The organism is Streptomyces sp. NPDC006655, from assembly GCF_040703965.1.
Classification (GTDB): Bacteria; Actinomycetota; Actinomycetes; order Streptomycetales; family Streptomycetaceae; genus Streptomyces.
The window spans coordinates 16,348-38,320 of record NZ_JBEYJU010000075.1; the positions used below are offsets into that span (position 1 = coordinate 16,348).

Genomic DNA, 21,973 nt, shown 5'->3' on the forward strand with positions numbered 1-21,973 from the left:
CACCGGAGGGACCGGAGGAACCGGAGGAACCGGAGGGACCGGAGGGACCCGAGGGACCCGAGGAAGCGGAGGAGGGGCTGTCGTCGGCTGCTTCGGGCTCGCTCTCCGTCTGTGGTTCGGCGTCGGTCTCCGCCTGTGGTTCGGCCTCGGTCTCTGCCTGTGGTTCGGCCTCGGTCCCGGCCCGTGTCCGTGCCTGGGGGTGTGTCTCTGCGTCCCCCTCCGCCTCGGGGCGTCCCTCCGCCTCGGGCGCGGCCCCTTCCGGGGCGCCCGTGGGGAGTCCGTCCGGCCCGGCGCCCGGCGCGGGGTCGTCCGTCGGCGCCGGTGGTGCCGCCTCCGCCCGGTCCGGGACCGGCGCGTCCGCGTCCGTGTCCAGTTGCTGGCGAGGGGGCGTGAGGTGCGACACCCGTAGGTCCTTCCGTGCGAAGCCCGGTGCTGGCGCGACGGCCCGGACCCGCAGGTCACGACCGCCAATCTCGCGTACGGCCGCACGTAACCCCGCGTTCAACCAACCGGGTCAACCGCGCGCAAAGAGTACGCCCGCCTCCCGCCCCGTCGCCCCGAGGGTGCCGCTACCGGTCCGCCGCGACCGCGACGTCCCGCGCCCACCGGTAGTCGGCCTTCCCGCTCGGCGAGCGCTGCACCGAATCCGTGATCACCAGCTGGCGCGGGATCTTGTATCCGGCGAGATGGGTGCGGCAGTGCGACTGGATGTCCTCCAGCGACGGACGCGGCGCCCCCGCGCGCAACTGCACCACCGCCGCCACATGACTGCCCCACTTCGCGTCCGGCACGCCGGCCACCAGCACGTCGTACACGTCGGGATGCGACTTCAGCGCCTGCTCGACCTCCTCCGGGTACACCTTCTCGCCCCCGGTGTTGATGCACTGCGACCCCCGGCCGAGGACGGTGACCACGCCGTCCTCGTCGACGGTCCCCATGTCGCCCAGCAGCACCCAGCGGACGCCGTCCTTCTCGAAGAAGGTCTCGGCGGTTTTCCGCGGATCGTTGTAGTAGCCGAGCGGCACATGGCCACTCTGGGCGACCCGGCCGATCTCACCGACCGCGACCGGCTCATGGGTCGCGGGATCGACGACCTGCGTACGGGAGTTGACGCGGACCCGGAAGCGGCTGCCCGCCCCCGAGTCGTCGGTCGCCGTGCCGTTGAACCCGGACTCGGACGACCCGAAGTTGTTCAACAGCACGGCGTTCGGCACGAGTTCGCTGAACTCACGGCGGACGGTCTCGGAGAGGATCGCACCCGAGGAGGAGACGCTGAACAGCGCGGAGCAGTCCGTGCCCTTCATGGGGCCGGCGAGGGCGTCGATCAGCGGGCGCAGCATCGCGTCGCCGACCAGGGACATGCTGGTCACCTTCTCCTTCTCGATCGTCCTCAGCACCTCCTCGGCCACGAACTTGCGGTGGATCACGACGCGTTGCCCGAAGTTGAAGCCGATGAACGAGGTCAGGGTGGACGTGCCGTGCATCAGCGGCGGAGTGGGGAAGAAGGTGATCCCGGTGCCGCCCGCTGCGACCCGCTCGGCCAGTTCCTCCGGTCGCCGCACCGGCTCACCGGTCGGCGCGCCACCGCCGAGTCCGGCGAAGAACAGGTCCTCCTGACGCCACATCACGCCCTTGGGCATGCCGGTGGTGCCGCCGGTGTAGATGATGAACTGGTCGTCCGCCGAACGCGCCGGGAACCCGCGGCCGGGCGCGCCCGCGGCCTCGGCCTCGGTGAACGCGAGCGCCTCGAGCCCCGACGCGGCCTCGCCCACCCGCACCAGGTGCCGCAGCCTCGGTGCCCGGGGCAGCGCCGCCGCGACCCGGTCCTCGAACTCCGCGTCGAAGACCAGTGCCACCAGGTCGGCGTCCCGGTAGAGGTAGACCAACTCCTCCTCGACGTAGCGGTAGTTCACGTTGACGGGTACGACCCGTGCCTTGAGGCAGCCGAGCACGGTCTGGAGGTACTCCACCCCGTTGTAGAGGTGCAGCCCGAGGTGCTCGCCGGGGCGGATCCCGCTGTCGACGAGATGGTGGCCGATGCGGTTGGCGGCGGCGTCCAGCTCCGCGTAGGTGAGCCGGCGTTCCGCGCCCGTGCCCGGATGGTCGATGTACACGAGTGCCTCGCGGTCCGCGGCCACGTCGACGACCGACTCGAACAGATCGGCAAGGTTGTACTCCACCGCTCCTCCTGACCCCGGCAACCGTGACGAAGAAAGGCGCACCTGTCGGTTCGCCGGTCATCAGAGCAAAGGGCGCGGCAAGTGGGAAGGGTTCGCGCGAAGAAATCTGACTGACTGTCAGAAAACCCTTGAAGTGCCCTCCTCGCTACTGCAACCTGTTCTCGTTCCGGCAGAGGGGAGAGGTCCATGGGTGGTACGGAACACCTCACCGTGCGGCGCGAGGGCGCCACGCTGGTGCTCACGCTCAACAGGCCCGAGGCGAAGAACGCCCTGTCGATCTCCATGCTCGTCGGCCTGTACGACGGCTGGATCGAGGCGGACGAGGACGACGAGATCCGCTCCGTCGTGCTCACCGGGGCCGGGGGCGCCTTCTGCGCCGGGATGGACCTCAAGGCGCTGGCCGGGCAGGGCATGGCGGGGGAGCACCTCCGTGACCGGCTGAAGGCCGACCCGGATCTGCACTGGAAGGCGATGCTGCGCCATCATCGCCCGCGCAAACCGGTGATCGCCGCGGTCGAGGGGTACTGCGTCGCGGGCGGTACCGAGATCCTCCAGGGCACCGACATCCGGGTCGCGGGCGAGTCCGCGACCTTCGGGCTGTTCGAGGTCAGGCGGGGGCTCTTCCCGATCGGCGGCTCCACGGTCCGGCTGCAGCGCCAGATCCCGCGCACCCACGCGCTGGAGATGCTGCTGACCGGGCGCCGGTACACGGCCCGGGAGGCCGCCGACATCGGGCTCGTCGGCCATGTCGTGCCCGACGGTGGTGCCCTCGACAAGGCGCTGGAGATCGCCGAGCAGGTCAACGCGTGCGGGCCGCTCGCCGTGGAGGCGGTCAAGGCGTCCGTGTACGAGACGGCGGAGATGACGGAGGCCGACGGGCTGGCGGCGGAGCTCGAACGCGGGTGGCCGATCTTCGACACGGCCGATGCGAAGGAGGGGGCGCGTGCCTTCGCGGAGAAGCGGGCGCCCGATTACAAGCGTGCGTGAGTTCGCCGTCGTAGTCGCGTCGCAGGCTGCGGGCCGGATGTGGCTGGTCGCACAGTTCCTCCCCCAGCCTTCGGCCGGGGGTACCCCCAGCGCCCCTGACGGGGCGCTCCACATCGACCTTCTCAAGGAGGCGGCCCCATGCCCGAAGTGCTCAAAGCCCCCCTCGTCGTCGAGTTCCCGTTCACCCGTTCCCTCGGTCCCGTGCAGAGCGCCTTTCTCACCGGGCTGCGTGAGCGCGTCGTCCTCGGAGTGAGGACCGGCGACGGACGCACCCTCGTCCCACCCGTCGAGTACGACCCCGTCACCGCCGAGGAGATCCGCGACCTCGTCCACGTGGGCGCCACCGGCACCGTCACCACCTGGGCCTGGAACCACCGACCCCGTCGCGGGCAGCCGCTCGGCACGCCCTTCGCCTGGGTGCTGGTCCGGCTCGACGGAGCCGACACCGCCCTGCTGCACGCCCTCGACGTGCCGGGACCGGACGCCGTGCACACGGGCATGCGGGTCCGGATCCGCTGGGCCGAGGAGCGCACCGGCGCCATCACCGACATCGCCTGCTTCGAGCCGTACGACAGTGCGGACCGCACCGTCACCGTCCACGCGGGGGAGTTCGAGGAACCGGTCACCGGCATCGTCGCCCACGCCCGCCTCGACTACACCTACTCGCCCGGTCGCGCCCAGACCGCCTACATCAACGCCCTCTCGTCGCAGCGGACCGTGGGGGAGCGCTGCCCCTCCTGCCGGAAGGTGTACGTCCCGCCGAGGGGCGCGTGTCCCACCTGCGGGGTGGCCACGTCGGAACAGGTCGAGGTGGGTCCCGGGGGCACGGTCACCACCTTCTGCATCGTCAACATCAAGGCGAAGAACCTCGACATCGAGGTGCCGTACGTCTACGCGCACATCGCCCTGGACGGCGCCGGCCTCGCCCTGCACGGCCGGATCGGCGGCATCCCCTACGACCAGGTGCGGATGGGCCTCAGGGTCGAGCCGGTGTGGACCGAGGGCGCCCGCTATCCCGACCACTACCGGCCCACCGGCGAACCCGACGCGGACTACGACACGTACAAGGAGCTGCTGTGACGCGTGACATAGCGCTGGTCGCCTTCGCGCAGACCGATCACCGGCGCACCAGCGAGGAGCTCTCCGAGGTGGAGATGCTCATGCCGGTGCTGCACGACGTCCTCGCACAGACCGGCCTGCGGACCGCCGACATCGGCTTCACCTGCTCCGGCTCGAGCGACTACCTGGCCGGCCGTGCCTTCTCCTTCACCCTGGCCCTGGACGGGGTGGGGGCCTGGCCGCCGATCTCCGAGTCGCACGTCGAGATGGACGGCGCCTGGGCCCTCTACGAGGCCTGGACCAAGCTGCTCACCGGGGACGCGGACACCGCCCTCGTCTACTCCTACGGCAAGTCCTCGCCCGGCTCGGTCCGGGACGTGCTCACCCGGCAGCTCGACCCCTACTACGTGGCGCCCCTGTGGCCGGACTCCGTCGCCCTCGCCGCGCTCCAGGCACAGGCGCTCATCGACACGGGGGAGACCGACGAGTCCGCGCTGGCCGCCGTCGGCGCCCGCAGCAGAGCGGACGCCGCCGCCAACTCCCATGCGCAGCTGCGGGGTCCGGTGCCCCAGGGGGACTACCTCGTACGCCCCCTGCGCACCGGCGACTGCCCGCCCATCGGGGACGGTGCCGCCGCCGTGATCCTGGCGGCGGGGGACCGGGCCCGGGAGCTGTGCGCCCGGCCCGCCTGGATCCGGGGCATCGACCACCGCATCGAGGCGCACGGCCTCGGCGTGCGCGACCTGACCGACTCGCCGTCCGCGCGGCTCGCCGCCGAGAACGCAGGTGCCTTCGAACGGCCGGTGGACACCGCCGAGTTGCACGCGCCGTTCAGCTCCCAGGAGGTCGTGCTGCGCAAGGCGCTGCGGCTCGGCGACGACGTGTCGGTCAACCCGTCCGGCGGGGCGCTGGCCGCCAACCCGATCATGGCGGCCGGACTGATCCGCATCGGCGAGGCCGCCGCCCGCATCCACCGGGGCGAGTCCGACCGCGCCCTCGCCCACGCCACCTCCGGGCCCTGTCTGCAGCAGAACCTGGTCGCCGTACTCGAAGGGGATCCGGTCGAGAACCCCGCCTCGGAAGGGGATCCGCGATGAGCAAGGAACCCGTGGCCGTCGTCGGGATCGGCCAGACCAAGCACGTCGCGGCGCGCCGGGACGTCTCGATCGCGGGACTCGTCCGCGAGGCCGCGCTGCGCGCCCTGGACGACGCCGAGCTGACGTGGGCCGACATCGACGCCGTCGTCATCGGCAAGGCCCCCGACTTCTTCGAGGGCGTGATGATGCCGGAGCTGTACCTGGCGGACGCGCTGGGCGCGGTGGGCAAGCCGATGCTGCGGGTCCACACGGCGGGGTCGGTGGGCGGCTCGACGGCGCTGGTCGCGGCCAACCTCGTCGCCGCCCGCGTCCACTCCACCGTGCTGACCCTCGCCTTCGAGAAGCAGTCCGAGTCCAACGCCATGTGGGGCCTCTCCCTGCCCATCCCCTTCCAGCAGCCGCTGCTGGCCGGAGCGGGCGGGTTCTTCGCGCCGCACGTCCGGGCCTACATGCGCCGCAGCGGTGCCCCCGACACCGTCGGCTCGCTGGTCGCCTACAAGGACCGCCGCAACGCGCTCAAGAACCCCTACGCCCACCTCCACGAGCACGACATCACCCTGGAGAAGGTCCAGGCGTCCCCCATGCTCTGGGACCCCATCCGCTACTCGGAGACCTGCCCGTCCTCCGACGGCGCCTGCGCCATGGTGCTCACCGACCGCGCCGGAGCCGCGCGCTCCCCGAAACCGCCGGCCTGGATGCTGGGCGGTGCCATGCGCAGCGAGCCCACCCTGTTCGCCGGCAAGGACGCCGTGTCGCCGCAGGCCGGGAAGGACTGCGCGGCGGACGTCTACCGGCAGGCCCAGATCGCCGACCCGCGCCGGGACATCGACGCCGTCGAGATGTACGTGCCGTTCTCCTGGTACGAACCCATGTGGCTGGAGAACCTCGGCTTCGCCGACGAGGGGGAGGGCTGGAAACTCACCGAATCGGGGGTGACGGAACTCGACGGTGACCTCCCCGTCAACATGTCGGGCGGGGTGCTCTCCACCAATCCGATCGGCGCCTCCGGCATGATCCGGTTCGCCGAGGCGGCCCTCCAGGTCCGCGGCCAGGCCGGAGAACACCAGGTGGACGGCGCGCGCAGGGTGCTCGGGCACGCCTACGGCGGCGGTTCGCAGTTCTTCTCGATGTGGCTGGTGGGCGCGGAGGCCCCGGACTCCTGAAAGGAGCCGTCGACGTGGCCTGTTGAGTGCCGGAACCGAAAGCTAGGCTGGCCCGCGGACGACGAATTCGGGAGGAGCACGGACGTGGCCGAGAGCACCATCCAGCAGCAGCCGGCACGGGGCTGGGACAAGCCGGAGCTGGACCTCAGCGGGGCCGATTGGCAGTCCAGCAGCCGTGGCCGGGGGGATGTCCAGATCGCCTTTGTCGAGGGATTCATCGCGATGCGCAACAGCGGCCGGCCGGAGAGCCCTTCCCTGATCTTCACTCCCGCCGAATGGGGTGCCTTCGTGTCGGGCGCCCGGGAGGGCGAGTTCGACCTCACCTGAGCAAAGGATTTCCGGACACGTGACCGGCAGAGCCGTTCCGGGGCCGCCGCCTGCGACAGGCTGACCTCGGAACGGAAGGTCGCATTCCGGAGGTGAGGGACGATGAGCACTGCGCCGGTCATCGCCGCGGTGGACGGTTCGGACGACAGCCTGCGCGCCCTGGACTGGGCGGTGACCGCGGCCCGGCAGCGGGACGCGCCGCTGCGCGTGGTGCACGTCCGTCAGTACGCCGCCTGGGGACAGCCCGACGTCCTGGTCGCCGCAGAGCCCGACGCGGCGGGCGACCCGGTGCTGGACGAGGTCCGCGAGCGGCTGCGGGCCGTCGCCGGGACACCCGCCGTCGAGTACGTCGCCCTGGAGGGCGCCCCCGCCGCGCTGTTGCCCGAACTGGGCGCCGACGCCCTGTTGCTCGTGCTCGGCTCCCGGGGCCGCGGCGGCTTCACCGGCCTGCTGCTGGGCTCCAACGGCATCGCCGCCGCCCGCGACGCCGGGTGCCCGGTGGTCGTCGTACCGCGGCCCGGCCGGGAGGTGCACGAGGAACTGCCGGCCGACCCCGGGCCCCGGGTCGTGGTCGGCCTCGACGTGGACAGCCCCGACGGGGCGACCCTCGCCTTCGCCTACGCGGAGGCCGCCTGGCGCCGCGCCCCGCTCCAGGTGATCGCCGGCTATCCCTGGCCGGTGCAGTCCTGGATCGCGGTCGGCAACCTGGTCCCGCCGGCCGTCGACCAGGGCGAGATCGCACGGGAGACCCGCACCCTCGCCGAGGGCTTCCTCGCCCCCCACCTCAAGGATCACCCGAACGTGGGAACCCAGATCCTGGCGCTGCCCGGCGACGCGGCCGGTCTGCTGGTCGCCGCCTCGAAGGGCGCCGAACTGGTCGTCGTCGGCCGCCACCGGCGGCGCCTGCTCGCTCCGGCCCGCATGCTGGGTTCGGTCACCCACGCCGTGCTGCTGCACGCCGCCTGCCCGGTCGCCGTGGTACCTCCTTCGCCACCCGAGCAGTGATGTCAAGCCCCTGAGCCAGTTACCGTCAGTAGGGAGCGGATCACCGCCGTCGGGCGTACGCTGAGCTGCCTGCAAGCCACGGTGCGCGCCGGCTCCCCGCGCTCGCGTCCCACCGTGGCGGGGGGTGGTCATGGGACAGCGGGTCCTGCGGAACCGACGGACGCTCTACGAGCGAGAGGGTGAACTCGCCGCCGTCGACGAGGCGTTGGCCGAACTCACCGGGCTCACCGGACGGGCCGGGCCCACCGGGCAGAGCCCCGACGGCGCACCACCGGCCGACCGTCCGCGCGGGGCGCTCCTAGCCTTCGCGGGCCGCGCCGGCATCGGCAAGACCACCCTGCTCGCCGAGGTCCGCCGGCGTGCCGCCGCCCGGGGCTGCACCGTGCTCTCCGCACGCGGCGGCGACCAGGAACAGCGCGTCGCCTTCCACGTCGCCCGTCAGCTCCTGCAACCCCGCCTCGCCGGTGCGCCCGAAGCGGAACTCCGTGCCTCCCTCGGCAGTTGGTACGACATCGTCGGCCCCGCCCTCGGCCTGTGCGCCCCCACCGAGGGCGCCCCGCCCGACCAGCAGGGCCTGCGCGACGGACTGGACTGGGTGCTCACCCACCTCGTCGTGCGCCAGGCCCCGATGGTCCTCGTCCTCGACGACGCGCACTGGGCCGACCCCGAATCCCTGGGCTGGCTCGCCGCGTTCGCGCCCCGCGCCGAACAGCTCCCGCTGCTCGTCGTCGTCGCCTACCGGCCCGACGAACTCCCGGACCACGCCGACGCGTTCCGGGGCCTGCCCGGCCGGGCAGGCGGCCGTCCGCACGGCCTGGAGCCGCTCAGCGCCGACGCGGTGGCCGGTCTGGTCCGCGAGAGCCTCGGCGACCACGCCGACGACGCCTTCTGCCACGAGTGCTGGGCCGTCACCTCCGGCAACCCCTTCGAGACCGTCGAACTGACCGCCAAGGTCCACGACCGGGGCCTGGACCCCACCGAAGCCGGCGCACCCCTGCTGCGCGACCTCGCCGCCGCCGTCAAGGGCAGCGGCCTGATCGCCCGCATCGAACGTCTCGGCCCCTCAGCCGTCCGGTTCGCCTGGGCCTGCGCCGTCCTCGGCACCGAGATCCACCCCGCGCTGGCCGCCGCCGTCGCCGGACTCGGCCACGAGGAGGCCGCCGACGCCGCCGACGCCCTGCGCGGCGCGCGCGTCCTCACCGGCGCCGAGACCCTGGAGTTCGTCCACCCGCTGATCGCCACCGCCGTCTACCGGGCCATCCCGCCCGCCACCCGCGTCGCCCTGCACGGTCAGGCCGCCTGGTGCGTGACCGACGACGGCCAGGGCGCCACCGCCGCCGCCCGGCACCTCCTGGAGACCCACCCCGAGGGCGACGCCTGGGTCGTGCGGCAACTGCGCGCCGCCGCCGGCGAGACCCTCCGGGCGGGCGCCCCCGACGCGGCCCGCCGCTACCTCGCCCGCGCCCTGCGCGAACCGCCGCCGGCCAAGGAGCGTGCCGCCGTCCTGCACGAACTGGGCAGCGCCTCCCTGCTCACCGAACCGGCCACCACCGTCAACCACCTCCGCGCCGCCCTCCAGGAACCCATCGCCGAGCCCGCCCTGCGGCACCGCATCGTCTACCGCCTCTCCCAGGTCCTCGCCCACAGCGACCGCCTCGCCGAGGCGTCCGAGACCCTCGCCCACGAGATCCGGCTGACCGATGACGCCCGGGTCCGGCTGCGGATGCTCTCCGAACAGTTCATGTGGGACGCGTTCCGCGCCGACGAACCCGACCACCCCGCCCGCTCCCGCCGCCTGGCCAGGCTCGCCGACCGCCTCCAGGGCCGCGACCTCACCGAGCGGTACATCATCGGACTGCGCACCTGGGACGCCATCCAGCGCGGCGAACCCGCGGCCACCGCCCTGCACCACGCCGAGCGCGCCCTCGCCGGAGGCCTCGGCTGGGCGGAGGCGGACCGCGGTTTCGAGGTGCCGGTGCTGGTCGCGCTCGCTTTCATGTACGCCGACCGGCCCGACCGCACCGAGGAACTCTTCGCCGCCGGGATCGCCGACTACGAACGCCAGGGCTGGCGCGGCGGGCACCTCTCCTTCGCCTACACGCTCCTCGGCTACCTCCGCTACCGGCGCGGCCGCCTCGCCGAGGCGGAGGACCTCGCCCGCTCCGGACTGCGCCTCGCCGAACGCGTCGGACCCGGCACGCCCGCCCACTGGTACGCCCTCGGCACCCTCATCCAGACCCTCATCGCGCGGGGCCGCACCGAGGAGGCCACCCGGCTGGCCGAGGACCACTCCTTCCGGGCGCCCTTCCCGGCGGCCGTGGTCTTCCCCGACGCCCAGACGGTCCACGGCGAACTGCTGCTCGCCCGCGGACTCACCAAGGCCGCGGCGGCCGAGCTCGCCGCGGCCGGCCGCCGCCTCGAACCCCGCGGCATCCGCAACCCCGCGTGGTGCCCCTGGCAGCTCCACCTGGCCCGGGCCGAAGCCCGCGAGGCACCGGAACGCGCCCTCGCCACGGCGCTGGAGGCGGTGCGCCGGGCCCGCCAGTTCGGCGCGCCGTCGGCCGTCGGCCAGGCCCTGCGCACGGCGGCGGAGGTCTCGACGGGCGAGGCGCGCGTGCGGTACCTGGAGGAGGCGGTGACCCACCTGGAGCGTTCCCCGGCCGCCTACGAACTGGCCTGCGCCCTCGTAGCCCTGGGCGCGGAACTCCATGACACAGACCACTTGCGCAAGGGCCTGCAGGCAGCCGAGCGGTGCGGAGCGGACACCCTGGCGGCCACGGCCCGCGCCGAACTGGCCTCGACCAGGAAGCAGACATCGGGCGCCGTCCCCCAGGGGCGCGGGGAACTGCGCGACAAGCCCCCGCCCACCCGCACCCGGCACTGAAACCCCGACCCCTCCGCGCGGCCCCGCCGCCCGCGCGGCCCCGTACCATGGAGCGCATGTCGTTCCTCCGTCGCCGCAGCGCCACTCCCGCCGGCCCCGACTTCGACGTACTGGCCATGGACCCGGGCGACTGGCCCGGCAACCTCGGTGCCGGGCTGCTGCCCGCTCCCGACGGCACCTGCCAGGGCGTCTTCCTGCGCTACGACCTCTTCGGCGGCCGCGGCCCCGCGATGATCATCGGTAACCTCCCCGAGGGCTCCCCGGCCCGCGAGGTGGCGGAGGGCGAGATCCCGTTCGAGGTCGGCCAGCTCCTCCTCGCCCTCGAGAACGACGAGGACGTCACCGTCGTGGGCACCGAGGACATGCCGGTGCTCCAGGGCGACAACCTGCTGATCGTGCGGCGGCTCAAGCTCTCCGAGAGCCGGGTCTCCTGCGTCCAGTTCGACCGCAGCGACGGGGTCCTCGTGACCATCGCCGCCTGGGACCGTCCCATCACGGACGACCTGTACGCCCTGCTGAAGCCGCTCCCGGCGGAGCTTTTCCAGCAGGGCTGAGACCGGTCAGCCGCGCGGGTGCCGTCCGATCCTCGGGGACGGCACCACGTCCACGTCGGCCGCCCGGACGAACTCGACCCGGTGGCCGTACTGGATCTCGTAGTACAGGTCCTTGCCCACCACGACCCGGTGCGAGTCGGTGGCGAAGGTGGTCGCGTAGAGGTACTCACCCGGCACCGCGTCCCCGACCACGTACTCCTGGCCCGCCGGGATCGTGTACGGCAGCGGGGAGATCGACTGGGCGGGCACCCCCGACGGGTAGGCCGACGCCTCCGGATAGGCACGGCCGTACACGGGAACGCTCTTCAGCCCGGCCTTGGGAGTGACCACCAGGCCCGCCGCGCTCACCGCCGTCGGATCCGTGGCGGCGTTCTTGAACCACGCCTTCTGTCCCAGGTACCAGATCGCCGTCCAGTCGCCCCAGGTGTCCGCCACGGCGTACTGCTGACCGGTGGAGACCCGGGAGGAGAGGTCGTTCACGTCGGTCGTGGGCGTGGTGCCCAGACCGACGTCCTTGATCAGCGCCGAGCTCTCGTCGTGGTCGGCGTACAGCCGTACCTCGCCGGAACCGTGCGCGGCGCACGGCTGGCCCTTGCTGACGCAGCCGGTGTACGCGGGCTGGTTCGTGGTGTAGTCCGGGAGGACCGTCACCAGACCGCCCGTCCTGTCGGCCGTGCGCTTGAAGGGGTGTTCGAGCAGCTCGAAGTAGTGGCGCCAGTCCCAGTACGGGCCCGGGTCGGTGTGCATCCCGGGGATCGAGGACGTCGTCGGGCCCGGGACGTTCTCGTGGCCGAGGATGTGCTGGCGGTCCAGCGGGATGCCGTACTTGTCGGTGAGGTACCTGACCAGCCGGGCCGAGGACCGGTACATCGCCTCCGTGTACCAGGCGTCCGGCGCGGCGAGGAAGCCCTCGTGCTCGATGCCGATCGACTTGGAGTTGATGTACCAGTTGCCGGCGTGCCAGGCCACGTCCTTGGCCTTGATGTGCTGGGCGATCAGACCGTCGGTCGAGCGGACGGTGTAGTTCCAGGACACGTAGGCCGGGTCCTGGACGAGCTTCACGGTCTCGTCCCAGGTGCCTTCGGTGTCATGGATGACGATGTACCGGATGCCCTGCGACGCCGGTCGGTCCCCGAGGTCGTGGTTGCCGTAGTCGCCGGTGCCGAACTGCGCGTACGGTGCCGGGATCGACTCGCATGACACCGTTGTCGGGCACTCCGTGTCGTCCGCCGCGGTCGTGCGCAGCCCGGTCAGCCTCAGCTGCCCGGTGTCGGCCCGGACGCCCGGCTGCGCGGCCAGGGCGACGAGCTGACCGGCGTCGGTGGTGCGTGCCTGGCCCGCGTGCAGGACGTCGAACACGTCGTTGGCGTACGCCGCCGCGGTGGCCGTGTCGTCGGCGCCGGAGAAGCGGGCGACCGCGCCGTACCAGTGTGCCGGGTCGGCGCTGAGCGGTTCGCCCATCTCCCGCTGGGCGGCGGCGAGCAGGGCGGCGCCGCCGGCCACGTTCGCCGCCGGGTCGGTGCGCAGCCGCTCGGCGGGGATGCCGGTCAACCCGGCGGCCTTCGGCAGCGTCCGGAGGCGGGCCGGCAGCACGGCGTCCGCGGGCACCCTGACCCGGGGGTGCAGGGCCGGACGCGCGCTGTCGCCGCGGGCGTCCTCGGTGCCGTCGGCGAAGTGCGCGGTCGCGGTGGCCAGCGCGGTGCGCGCATCGGTCAGGTGCATCGGCCCGTAGCCGCCGGACACGCTCGGTGCGCCGCCGTGGTCGTCCCAGCGGGACTGGAGATAGGAGACGGCCAGCAGGACGCTCTGCGGCACGCGGTACTCGGTGGCAGCGGACGCGAACGCGCGCTGCAGCGCTTCGGCGGGCGACGCGGCGGTGCTCGGGGGCGGAGCCGCGCCCAGCAACGGCAGCAGCAGCGCCGCGGCGGCGACGGCGCCCGCCGTCCTGCGCGTACGTCTGCCGTGGTGGGCGGGGAGTGGCTCGCTGACGGATCCTCGCAATGCGGCCTCCTGGGGCGTGGTACCGGCTTGCCGACGGCCCGTCAATCATGCCCGCAGGAGGGACAATTCCCATGTCATCCGATGATCGTGGGAGTTTCGCACCGGAGGCATCCGGCCGTTCCGACGTACCCCGGGGAACGCGGGGGCACACAGGGGATCCGCGGTGCGCGGTTGCACTGAGCGCACCGCGGATCCTCGTCCCCGTCAGCGAGTGCCGACCGCCGCGCGTACGGCCCGGCGGGCCAGCTGGCAGTCGTCGTGCAGCCGCCGGAGCAGCAGCCGCTGTTCCTCGCCGGTCGGCGCGGCGCCCGGGTGGGAGGTGCCCGGCGCCGCCGGGGTCGCGTCGTGCATCGAACGCTGCACGGCGGTCTCGTACGTCCGGATCTCCCGGGTGAGCACCAGCATCAGGTTCACCAGGAAGGCGTCACGGGACGCGGGTCCCGCCGACTGGGCGATCTGGCTGATCTGACGGCGCGCCACCGGGGCGTCGCCGAGGACCGACCAGAGCGTCGCCAGGTCGTACCCCGGCAGATACCAGCCCGCGTGCTCCCAGTCCACCAGCACTGGACCGGCCGGGGACAACAGGATGTTCGAGAGCAGGGCGTCGCCGTGGCAGAACTGGCCCATTCCCTGGCGGCCCGCCGCGACCGCGATGCCGTGCAGCAGTTTCTGGAGGTCACCCATGTCACGGTCGGTGAGCAGCCCCAGCTCGTGGTACCGGGAGATCCGCGCCGCGTAGTCCACCGGGGCGTCGAAGGTGCCCGACGGCGGCCGCCACGCGTTCAGCCGGCAGATCGCGCCCAGCGCGGCCCGGATGTCCGCCCGGGGCGGGGCCTCCGCGGGGTGGCGCTGCATCGCCGCCACCCGGCCGGGCATCCGCTCGATCACCAGGGTGCAGTTGTCCGGGTCCGCCGCGATCAGCCTCGGCACCCGGATCGGCGGCCGGTGCCGGACGAACGAGCGGTATGCGGCTATTTCATGACGGTTCCGCTCCGCCCAGGCGGGGGAGTGGTCCAGGAGACACTTCGCCACGGCCGTGCTGCGCCCCGTCGTGCCGACGAGGATCACGGACCGCCCGGTGCGTCGCAGCACCTGGACCGGAGCGAACTCCGGGCAGATCCGGTGCACCGACGCGATCGCGGTGCGCAGCTGCGCGCCCTGCGGGCCGGACAGGTCGAGTCTTCCGCTGAGCGGCTGGGTGCCCAGACCCGCCGGGCGCCGTGGCCGGCCCACGACCGGGACGGCGGCCCCCGTACGGGCGGGGTCGAGGTAGGGTCCGCCGCCCGCCGGTCGGGGGCGCAGCGGCCGGGGCGGGGCGGACACGGAGGACGATGCTGCGTACATGGGTGATACAGATCCCTTCGTGTACCTGCGGTGCCTGCCTGAGAAGTCCTGTGAGAAGTTCTCACGCCCCACCCGTCCCGGCCGCCCGGGCCCGCCCTGGGGAGTGGGCCCGTCGAGTGGCGACCGGGTCGGGGTGGCGCGTTCCTACCTGACACCCGTCGCCCAGTGGCACACCATCTGGCGCACCCTGGCGAACCGTGGCGAATAGTCGCCCGGCAACTTGCACGGGGCTACTGTCAACTCAGCCGAGAACCTGGGGGCTTGACGTGAGCGGACAACCCAACACCCGTCTCTCGGATCTGTTCGGCCTGGCCGGCTGGTCCAAGGGCGAACTCGCGAGGCTGGTCAACCGGCAGGCGGCGGCCATGGGCCACCCCCAGCTGTCGACCGACACCTCCCGGGTGCGGCGGTGGATCGACACGGGAGAGATCCCGCGCGATCCGGTGCCGCGGGTGCTGGCGGCCCTGTTCACCGAGCGTCTCGGCCGTGTCGTGACCATCGAGGACCTCGGTCTGGTACGGCACGGGCGTACGGGAAAACGGCCGGACGACGGGAAAGCGGAACATCCCGACGGCATGCCGTGGGCGCCCGAACGAACCGCCGCGGTCCTCACCGAATTCACGGGAATGGACCTCATGCTCAACCGACGCGGCTTGGTGGGCGCGGGTGCCGCGCTCACCGCGGGATCCGTACTCACCACCGCCATGTACGACTGGCTGCACACCGACCCCACTCTGCGGGCCGACGCCCCCGTCCTCGACGACCCCCTGCACGCCGACCCCGCCGGGTTCGACCGCTACGAGGCCGCCCCCATCGGGTCCGAGGAGATCGAGGAACTGGAGCGCTCCGTCGAGGTGTTCCGTGCCTGGGACGCGGCCCGCGGCGGCGGGCTGCAACGCAAGGCCGTGGTGGGGCAGCTCAACGAGGTGGGCGGCATGCTCGCCTACCGTCACCCCGACCATCTCCAGCGGCGCCTGTGGGGCGTCGCCGCCAACCTCGCGGTCCTCGCGGGCTGGATGTCGCACGACGTCGGCCTGGAACCCACGGCCCAGAAGTACTTCGTCATCGCCGCCCACGCGGCCCGTGAGGGCGGCGACCGGCCGCGTGCCGGGGAGGCGCTCTCCAGAGCGGCTCGCCAGATGGTGCACATCGGCCGGCCCGACGAAGCGCTCGACCTGATGAAGCTCGCCCACTCCGGTTCGGGCCAAGAGGTGCTGCCGCGCACCCAGGCGATGTTCCACACCGTCGAGGCCTGGGCACAGGCGTCGATGGGCAGGGGGCAGGCCATGCGCCGCACCCTCGGTCAGGCGGAGAGCCTCTTCGTCTCGGACCGCAGCGACGTGCCGCCGCCGAGCTGGATGCAGATGTTCAACGAAGCGGATCTGTACGGCATGCAGGCCCTGGCCTACCGGACGCTGGCCGACCACGACCCGAGCGCCGCCGTGCACGCCCGGCACTACGCGGAGAAGGCCCTGGCACTCAGGGCCGGCAGCAAGCAGGAGCGGTCGAAGATCTTCGACTTCCTGTCCATGGCCTCCGCCTGCTTCATCGCGGACGACCCCGAACAGGCGGGTCACTACGCGCGGTTGGCCCTGGTGTCGATGGGATCGAACTCCTCCCACCGCACCTGGGACCGGCTGCGCCAGATGTACCGGCTCACCGCCGAGTACGCCGGTTATCCGAAGATCCAGGAACTGCGGGAGGAGATCAAGCTCGCCCTGCCCAGGACCAGGGGCAAGGGCACAGGCAACAGCGCACCGGCGTAGGCGCCTCACCCACCCGCTCCGCCCGCGCCCCTACTCACCCACCTTGGCGATCAGCACGCAGGCCTCGTCCGTGCGTTCGCACTCGCCGAACTCCTCGACCACGGCCGTGACACAGTCCTGGGCGGTGCGCGCCGCCCCGAACCGCGGGGCCAGACCGAGGAGGGCGTCCAGCGAGCCGCTGTGCCCGGGCACCAGTCCGTCGGTGTACAGCAGCAGCAGGTCGCCCGGCTCCAGGGTCACTTCGGCCTGCCCGTAACCGGCTCCCGAGGTGGCGCCGAGCAGCACGCCGTCCGGCGCGCTGAGCACGCACCCCGTCCCGCCGCTGTACAGCAGCGGGGCGGGGTGTCCTGCCTGTGCCCAGGTCAGGACACGGGTGGCGGGCCGGTAGCGGCAGCAGACGGCGCTGCCCAGCGCGGGTTGCACGGTGGCGTCGAGTAACTGGTTGAGCAGGGACATGAGGTGCGCGGGCGGGGCGCCGGCCATCGCCATCCCGCGTACGGCGCCCAGCAGCATCGCCATCCCCGAGGTGACGGCGACCCCGTGCCCCGTGAGGTCGCCGACGCTGAGCAGGGTGTCGCCGTCGGGCAGCTCCAGCGCGTCGTACCAGTCGCCGCCCAGTAGGGCGCTGCTCCCGGACGGGAGGCAGCGGGCCGCGATCTCCAGGGATCCCGGGCCGCGGCGCGGGAGCCGCAGAGCGCCGCGGCCCGGTGGCAGCACGGCTTCCTGGAGCTCCACGGCGAACTGCTGCTCGGTCCGGACGCGCTGCCGGTGACGCTGGAGCGAGTCCCGGGTCTCGTGCACCGTCCGCTGGCTGCGCCGCACTTCGCTGACGTCGCGCACGACGGCCCACATCGAGGCGGTGCTGCCGTCGCCGCCGAGCACGGGCTCGCCCATCATGTGGACGGTCCGTACGCCTCCGTCGGGGCGTACGACGCGGAACTCGCCGTCGATCGGCTTGGCGTCGACCAGGCAGCCGGTGACCATCGTGGTCAGCCGGGGCCGGTCCTCGTCCAGCACCAGCGAGGGCAGTTCATCGAGCGTGAGGGCGGCCGCCGAGGGGTCGCGGCCGAGGATCCGGTAGAGCTCGGCGGACCAACTCGCCTCGTCCGTCAGGAGGTTCCACTCCGCGCTGCCGACACGGCTGAGCAGTGAGCCGGAGCCGGACGGGGAGGGCGGCACGGCGGCCGGGTCCGGCTCGGCCGGCAGCGGCGCCGGTCCGTCCCGCAGCTGGGCCAGGTGCCCGTCGAGGTCGTCGAGCTGATGCAGCGCCAGGTCGTACAACGCCCGCTGCCACCGCTCCTCGGGGTCCGCCCCGTCGCCGCGGGTGTCCCGTCGTACGGCGTCCACGTCACCCTTGAGCCGCCGCGTCTGCGCTATCAACGCCTCGACCGAGCCGCGCCCGGGCGGCTGGGCGGCGGGGCGGTCCGCGGAGACATGGGACGGCATGACGCACTCCGATGCGGGGACGGCGGGGCCGGGGACGGGCGGGGGACCGGTTACGACTGTTGCACAGCCTGCGACGCCCTGTAAGGGATTTGGCAACACACGATACGGTGGTGCTTCTGGCATATGCCAGAGTCTTCACGGGCAGGTCGGACCCCCTGGAAGACGTACGCGCGGGAGGGGGTACGTCGTAGGCCGACTACGTGACTTGACCTATTTTCAGGGGCGTTCGTGTCGCGCTCGGGCGGTTGTTCGACGTGCCTGTGTTCACAGTGTCGGGGTCTCGGCCAACCGCGGCAACCTTGGCCGGATTTGACGTCCTGCGAAGGTCCTCCGCGGAGTCCTACAGGCATGGACATCTCTTTCGAGCAACCCGCCCGCGCCCGGCTGATCACCGCCGAGGACCAGGAGATCCCGGTGCCCGCCACGCTCCGGTACACCTCCGGTGACCCGCTGGCCGTGTTCGTGGACTTCCCGGCCGAGGTCACGCTCGGCGGACAGGAGGTGACGTGGACCTTCGCCCGCTCGCTCCTCGACCAGGGCCTCGGAGCCCCCGCCGGGCGCGGGGACGTGCACATCTGGCCCTGCGGCCCCGGCCGTACGGCCGTCGAGTTCCACTCGCCGCACGGTCTCGCGCTGCTCCAGTTCGACACCCAGGCGCTGTTCCGCTTCCTGCAACGCACCCACGAGGTGGTGGCCCCGGGGGAGGAGGACGTCGCGGCGGTCGTGGAGGAGGGCCTGAGCGCGCTGTTCGGGGGCGTGTGAGGGGGGCGCCGCGGTGACGAGGAAGGGGCGGACGGCACCGGCTTGTCCCCTGCGGTCGCGTCGACCGCGGCGCCCGAGGACCGCGGCCGCGCCGCGCGCGTCAGCGGTCGGCGTCGCGCGCGTACAGGTCCGGGCGCGGGGCGAGTTCGACGGTCGTACGGCGGCCGGTCTCCAACGCCCTGACCCCCGCCTCGGCGACGGCGGAGGACGCGTAGCCGTCCCAGGCGCCCGGCCCGGTGACCCGGCCCTGCCGGGTGGCGTCCACCCAGTCCTGCACCTCGCGGTCGTAGGCGTCGGCGAACCGCACCAGATAGTCCTGGGCGACCTCCTCACGGGCACCGCCGGCCGAGGTGACCAGCATGGTGTGGTCCTCGCCGATCCGGGCGCTGCCCCGCTCGCAGACGGCCTCGCAGCGCACCTGGTAGCCGAAGCCGCAGTTGACGAAGACCTCGACGTCCACGAGGGCGCCGCCGTCGGTCTCGAACAGCACCAGCTGCGGGTCGAGCAGCCCCTCCGGGGCGTCCGACGAGGGTCGCGGGCGCAGCACGGTCACCGCGGTCGGCTCCTGGCCGAGCAGCCAGCGGGCCGCGTCGATCTCGTGCGACACCGAGCTGTCGATCAGCATGGCGCTGGTGAAGCCGGGTGGCGAGGAGACGTTGCGGTGCACGCAGTGCAGCATCAGCGGGCGGCCCAGACCGCCGCCGTCGAGCAGCGACTTCAGCCGCCGGTACTCGGCGTCGTAGCGGCGCATGAACCCGATCTGCGCCAGCCTGCGGCCCAGCCGGGCCTCGGCCTCCACCACCCGGAGCGCGCCCGCGGAGTCCGGCACCATGGGCTTCTCGCACAGCACCGGCAGCCCGCGCTCGAAGGCAGCCAGCAGCGGCTCCTCGTGGGCCGGGCCGGGGGAGGCGATGAGCACGGCCTGCACGCCGGGCGCGTCGAGGGCGGCCAGCGGATCCGCGTGCACGGTGACGCCGTCCCGGCCGGCCACCGCGTCCTTCGCGCGGTCGAGGTCGGGATCGGCCACGGCCGCCACTCGCGCCCCGCTCACCCCGTGGTCGAGCCGTCGTACGTGGTCGGCCCCCATGTGTCCGGCACCCAGCACCGCGACGCCCAACAGCTCAGCCACGTCCCCACTCCCTCTTCGGCCGACGATCACGCTCCCAGAGCCTAGCTAGACGCCGGCCGAGCGAGGGGGGCCGTCAGTAGCGCAGTACTCCGGCGATGCCGTCCTGGTCGCCGAGGGTGCCGTCCGGGACGAAGCGGACCTCGGCGCCGGTCTCCAGGCACTGTTCGACGATCTCGTCCACGATGTCCTCGCGGGAGTCGAGGTCGCCGCTCACCGCCGGGACCAAGTGGTCGCCGTCGTCGCGGACCGTCGTGCGGTAGTTCTCCTCGACCGCCAGCAGCCGCACGCGGCCCTCGCGGGCGCTGTGCCAGACCTCGTCGACACCGGCCGCGAACGTCTTGTGACCGCGCGCGGACGCCAGCTCCCTGGCCACCGACGCGGTGCTCCGCCGGGACTCGGCCTCCAGCAGCGGCCGGATCACCTGCCACACCGCGTCCGGACCGGCGTGCGAGAGACCGCCGTGCCGTACGGGGACGCTGTGCCTGGCCACGTTCCCGACTTCCTCCCACAGCGAGAGGGCGGCCTGCTCGCCGGTGACGTAGAGCTGCCGCGGTTCGTCGCGCAACAGCGCGGCCATCGCGGTGTCCGCGTCCCGCAGGAAGTGCTTGGTGTCCTCGTCGCGGAAGGTGCTGGGCATGTCGCCGATCCGTTGGAGGCGTTCGGCGTCGAAGTTCACCTGGCGGCGCACCAGCGGGAAGCCGCCGCAACGGCTCTCGGTGACGCGGTCGATCCCGCCGTCCCAGAGCGTGACGCGGTCGGCGGAGATCGACAGCACCCAGAACGGCCGTTCCGCGGCGTGCGCAGAGACCAGGTTGCGGGTGAGGAAGGTGTCCGAGAGCACCACGCGCTCGGGCACGCTGCGGGCCAGGGACCAGACCTGGTGCTCGCCCGGCGCGGCGAAGATCACCAGACCGTCCTCGGTGTAGGTGAGGTCCACCTCGGCGAGTGCGCGGTCGAGTTCCCTGATGACGTCGGAGCGCCGCTCCCGGGTGACCGCGGGATCGGCCTCCAACTGCTTCTTCGCCTCGGCCACGACGTTGCGCAGCCGGACGGAGTCCTGGGCGTTGTCGGGCTCGCGGCGGTGCGTCGGCGTCAGCACGGAGACGGCGGGATAGGGGCGCGGGCGGCGCAGCTCGGCGAGGGTCGAAGGACTGAGTGCGTGCTCCATACCAGCACCATAGGGCGGAATCGCCGGTGCGGCATTTGGGGTAATTCGAGGCCGGGGGTGACGTGCTGCTCCGCCCTGCCGTCCGGCGCACTCCGTGACCGTGTCGAGGCCGGCTGACCGGTGACGACGGGTCACGCGGCGCATTACCGTACCGGGCAGTAACCGGATCGCGCCCCAGGAGGCCCCCATGCCGCAGTTCGAAGTCGACGGAGCGGTGCTGGCGTACGACGACGAGGGTCCCCGCGACGGTGCCGCCGTGCCCCTGGTCCTCATCCACGGCTGGACCGCCGACCGGCACCGCTGGGACCACCAGACCGAGCACTTCGCCGCGCGCCGCCGGGTGGTCCGGCTCGACCTGCGCGGCCACGGCGAGAGCACCGGCGCCGGGGTGCGGACCATCGCCGAGCTGGCGCAGGACGTCACGGCTCTCCTCGACCACCTGGAAGTGGATCGGTTCGTGCCCGTCGGGCACTCCATGGGCGGCATGATCAGCCAGACCCTCGCGCTCACGCACCCCGCGCGGGTCGAGCGGATGGTCCTGGTCAACTCCATCGGGCGGATGGCGTACAGCCGTGGCCGCGGGCTGCTGATGGCCGCCTCGACGCTGGTGCCGTTCAGGCTGTTCGTCGCCGCCAACATCCAGCGTGCCTTCGCCCCGGGGTTTCCTCGGGAGCGGGTGCGCGAGTACGTCCGCTCGTCCGCCGGCACCCCGCGCGAGGTCGTGATGACCCTGTACGGCGCCATGCGGGCCTTCGACGTCCTCGACCGGGTCGGCGAGATCACCGCGCCCACCCTGATGGTGCACGGCTACCACGACATCCAGCTTCCGGTCGGGCAGATGCTGCGGATGGCCAAGGCGTACCCGGACGCCGAGGTCCGGATCATCGACGCGGGCCACGAACTCCCGGTGGAGCGGCCCGCCGAGCTGACGGCGGCGCTCGACCGGTTCCTGACACCGGCCGCGTAGCGCGCCGTCCCGACGGCGGCGCGCACCACATGACCGGCGCCCGGCGCGAGCCGTGGCGCCGGTTCCGCTTGGGGAACTTTTTGCGCTTGGCCGGTTCCCGGCGGGCGGGGCCCGGTGCGGGCGGGTCCGCGGTC

Annotated in this window: 17 protein-coding genes; 11 read left to right on the plus strand and 6 right to left on the minus strand. The window is 72.8% G+C overall.

Annotation, left to right across the window (positions count from 1 at the left end; all coding sequences use genetic code 11):
• Positions 1-569: 569 nt before the first annotated feature.
• Complete coding sequence (locus AB0958_RS32495; RefSeq protein ID WP_366894058.1) at positions 570-2,180, minus strand: acyl-CoA synthetase; 1,611 nt, start codon at positions 2,178-2,180, stop codon at positions 570-572.
• A 186-nt stretch (positions 2,181-2,366) separates the two neighbouring features.
• Here AB0958_RS32495 and AB0958_RS32500 point away from each other — a divergent pair, with 186 nt between their 5' ends.
• The 8 genes from AB0958_RS32500 to AB0958_RS32535 all read left to right on the plus strand — a co-directional run bounded on the left by AB0958_RS32500 (position 2,367) and on the right by AB0958_RS32535 (position 11,256).
• Positions 2,367-3,167: a crotonase/enoyl-CoA hydratase family protein gene (locus AB0958_RS32500; RefSeq protein ID WP_366894059.1), complete on the plus strand. Its 801-nt coding sequence runs from the start codon at positions 2,367-2,369 to the stop codon at positions 3,165-3,167.
• A gap of 138 nt (positions 3,168-3,305) precedes the next feature.
• Complete coding sequence (locus AB0958_RS32505) at positions 3,306-4,247, plus strand: OB-fold domain-containing protein (RefSeq protein WP_366894060.1); 942 nt, start codon at positions 3,306-3,308, stop codon at positions 4,245-4,247.
• Positions 4,244-5,323 (plus strand): thiolase domain-containing protein, encoded by a 1,080-nt coding sequence (locus AB0958_RS32510; RefSeq protein WP_366894061.1) that lies wholly within the window; start codon positions 4,244-4,246, stop codon positions 5,321-5,323. Before AB0958_RS32505 ends, AB0958_RS32510 begins: the two co-directional genes overlap by 4 nt.
• Complete coding sequence (locus tag AB0958_RS32515; protein WP_366894062.1) at positions 5,320-6,486, plus strand: thiolase domain-containing protein; 1,167 nt, start codon at positions 5,320-5,322, stop codon at positions 6,484-6,486. The genes AB0958_RS32510 and AB0958_RS32515 overlap by 4 nt, the downstream gene beginning before the upstream one ends.
• 84 nt (positions 6,487-6,570) lie before the next feature.
• Complete coding sequence (locus AB0958_RS32520) at positions 6,571-6,813, plus strand: DUF397 domain-containing protein (RefSeq protein WP_132887637.1); 243 nt, start codon at positions 6,571-6,573, stop codon at positions 6,811-6,813.
• Positions 6,814-6,915: 102 nt separating this feature from the next.
• Complete coding sequence (locus tag AB0958_RS32525) at positions 6,916-7,818, plus strand: universal stress protein (RefSeq protein ID WP_366894063.1); 903 nt, start codon at positions 6,916-6,918, stop codon at positions 7,816-7,818.
• A gap of 130 nt (positions 7,819-7,948) precedes the next feature.
• Entirely contained in the window at positions 7,949-10,702 is a 2,754-nt protein-coding gene (locus tag AB0958_RS32530) for an AAA family ATPase (protein ID WP_366894064.1), read from the plus strand.
• Positions 10,703-10,758: 56 nt separating this feature from the next.
• Entirely contained in the window at positions 10,759-11,256 is a 498-nt protein-coding gene (locus AB0958_RS32535; protein ID WP_366894065.1) for a hypothetical protein, read from the plus strand.
• A gap of 6 nt (positions 11,257-11,262) precedes the next feature.
• Here AB0958_RS32535 and AB0958_RS32540 read toward each other — a convergent pair whose 3' ends face one another.
• Entirely contained in the window at positions 11,263-13,257 is a 1,995-nt protein-coding gene (locus AB0958_RS32540) for a peptidoglycan recognition family protein (protein ID WP_366894066.1), read from the minus strand.
• 204 nt (positions 13,258-13,461) lie between these two features.
• A complete protein-coding gene (locus tag AB0958_RS32545) occupies positions 13,462-14,601 on the minus strand; it encodes an aminoglycoside phosphotransferase family protein (RefSeq protein ID WP_366894067.1) in 1,140 nt (379 codons plus the stop codon).
• A 266-nt stretch (positions 14,602-14,867) separates the two neighbouring features.
• On the opposite strand from AB0958_RS32545, the gene AB0958_RS32550 reads away from it, so the two are divergent.
• Entirely contained in the window at positions 14,868-16,367 is a 1,500-nt protein-coding gene (locus AB0958_RS32550) for a hypothetical protein (protein WP_366894068.1), read from the plus strand.
• Between the two features lie 30 nt (positions 16,368-16,397).
• Here the strand turns inward: AB0958_RS32550 and AB0958_RS32555 are convergent, their stop codons facing one another.
• Entirely contained in the window at positions 16,398-17,813 is a 1,416-nt protein-coding gene (locus AB0958_RS32555; RefSeq protein WP_366894069.1) for a SpoIIE family protein phosphatase, read from the minus strand.
• A 348-nt stretch (positions 17,814-18,161) separates the two neighbouring features.
• On the opposite strand from AB0958_RS32555, the gene AB0958_RS32560 reads away from it, so the two are divergent.
• A complete protein-coding gene (locus tag AB0958_RS32560) occupies positions 18,162-18,575 on the plus strand; it encodes an SsgA family sporulation/cell division regulator (protein WP_358986696.1) in 414 nt (137 codons plus the stop codon).
• A 100-nt stretch (positions 18,576-18,675) separates the two neighbouring features.
• Here AB0958_RS32560 and AB0958_RS32565 read toward each other — a convergent pair whose 3' ends face one another.
• Together AB0958_RS32565 and AB0958_RS32570 are read right to left on the minus strand one after the other, a co-directional pair.
• Entirely contained in the window at positions 18,676-19,704 is a 1,029-nt protein-coding gene (locus AB0958_RS32565) for a Gfo/Idh/MocA family oxidoreductase (protein ID WP_366894070.1), read from the minus strand.
• Positions 19,705-19,777: 73 nt separating this feature from the next.
• The gene (locus tag AB0958_RS32570; protein WP_366894071.1) at positions 19,778-20,872 is read right to left on the minus strand and encodes a chemotaxis protein; all 1,095 of its coding nucleotides are present in this window, start codon (positions 20,870-20,872) and stop codon (positions 19,778-19,780) included.
• Between the two features lie 187 nt (positions 20,873-21,059).
• On the opposite strand from AB0958_RS32570, the gene AB0958_RS32575 reads away from it, so the two are divergent.
• On the plus strand, positions 21,060-21,839 hold the full coding sequence (locus AB0958_RS32575; RefSeq protein WP_366894072.1) for an alpha/beta fold hydrolase: 780 nt from the start codon (positions 21,060-21,062) through the stop codon (positions 21,837-21,839).
• Positions 21,840-21,973 lie beyond the last annotated feature (134 nt).

What these genes read in the sequence shown, in the direction of transcription:
- AB0958_RS32500 (WP_366894059.1), top strand. Translation starts at nt 2,367, where the DNA reads ATGGGTGGTACGGAACACCTCACCGTGCGGCGCGAGGGCGCCACGCTG.
- AB0958_RS32505 (WP_366894060.1), top strand. Translation starts at nt 3,306, where the DNA reads ATGCCCGAAGTGCTCAAAGCCCCCCTCGTCGTCGAGTTCCCGTTCACC.
- AB0958_RS32515 (WP_366894062.1), top strand. Translation starts at nt 5,320, where the DNA reads ATGAGCAAGGAACCCGTGGCCGTCGTCGGGATCGGCCAGACCAAGCAC.
- AB0958_RS32525 (WP_366894063.1), top strand. Translation starts at nt 6,916, where the DNA reads ATGAGCACTGCGCCGGTCATCGCCGCGGTGGACGGTTCGGACGACAGC.
- AB0958_RS32530 (WP_366894064.1), top strand. Translation starts at nt 7,949, where the DNA reads ATGGGACAGCGGGTCCTGCGGAACCGACGGACGCTCTACGAGCGAGAG.
- AB0958_RS32535 (WP_366894065.1), top strand. Translation starts at nt 10,759, where the DNA reads ATGTCGTTCCTCCGTCGCCGCAGCGCCACTCCCGCCGGCCCCGACTTC.
- AB0958_RS32545 (WP_366894067.1), bottom strand. Translation starts at nt 14,601, where the DNA reads ATGTACGCAGCATCGTCCTCCGTGTCCGCCCCGCCCCGGCCGCTGCGC.
- AB0958_RS32555 (WP_366894069.1), bottom strand. Translation starts at nt 17,813, where the DNA reads ATGCCGTCCCATGTCTCCGCGGACCGCCCCGCCGCCCAGCCGCCCGGG.
- AB0958_RS32560 (WP_358986696.1), top strand. Translation starts at nt 18,162, where the DNA reads ATGGACATCTCTTTCGAGCAACCCGCCCGCGCCCGGCTGATCACCGCC.
- AB0958_RS32570 (WP_366894071.1), bottom strand. Translation starts at nt 20,872, where the DNA reads ATGGAGCACGCACTCAGTCCTTCGACCCTCGCCGAGCTGCGCCGCCCG.
- AB0958_RS32575 (WP_366894072.1), top strand. Translation starts at nt 21,060, where the DNA reads ATGCCGCAGTTCGAAGTCGACGGAGCGGTGCTGGCGTACGACGACGAG.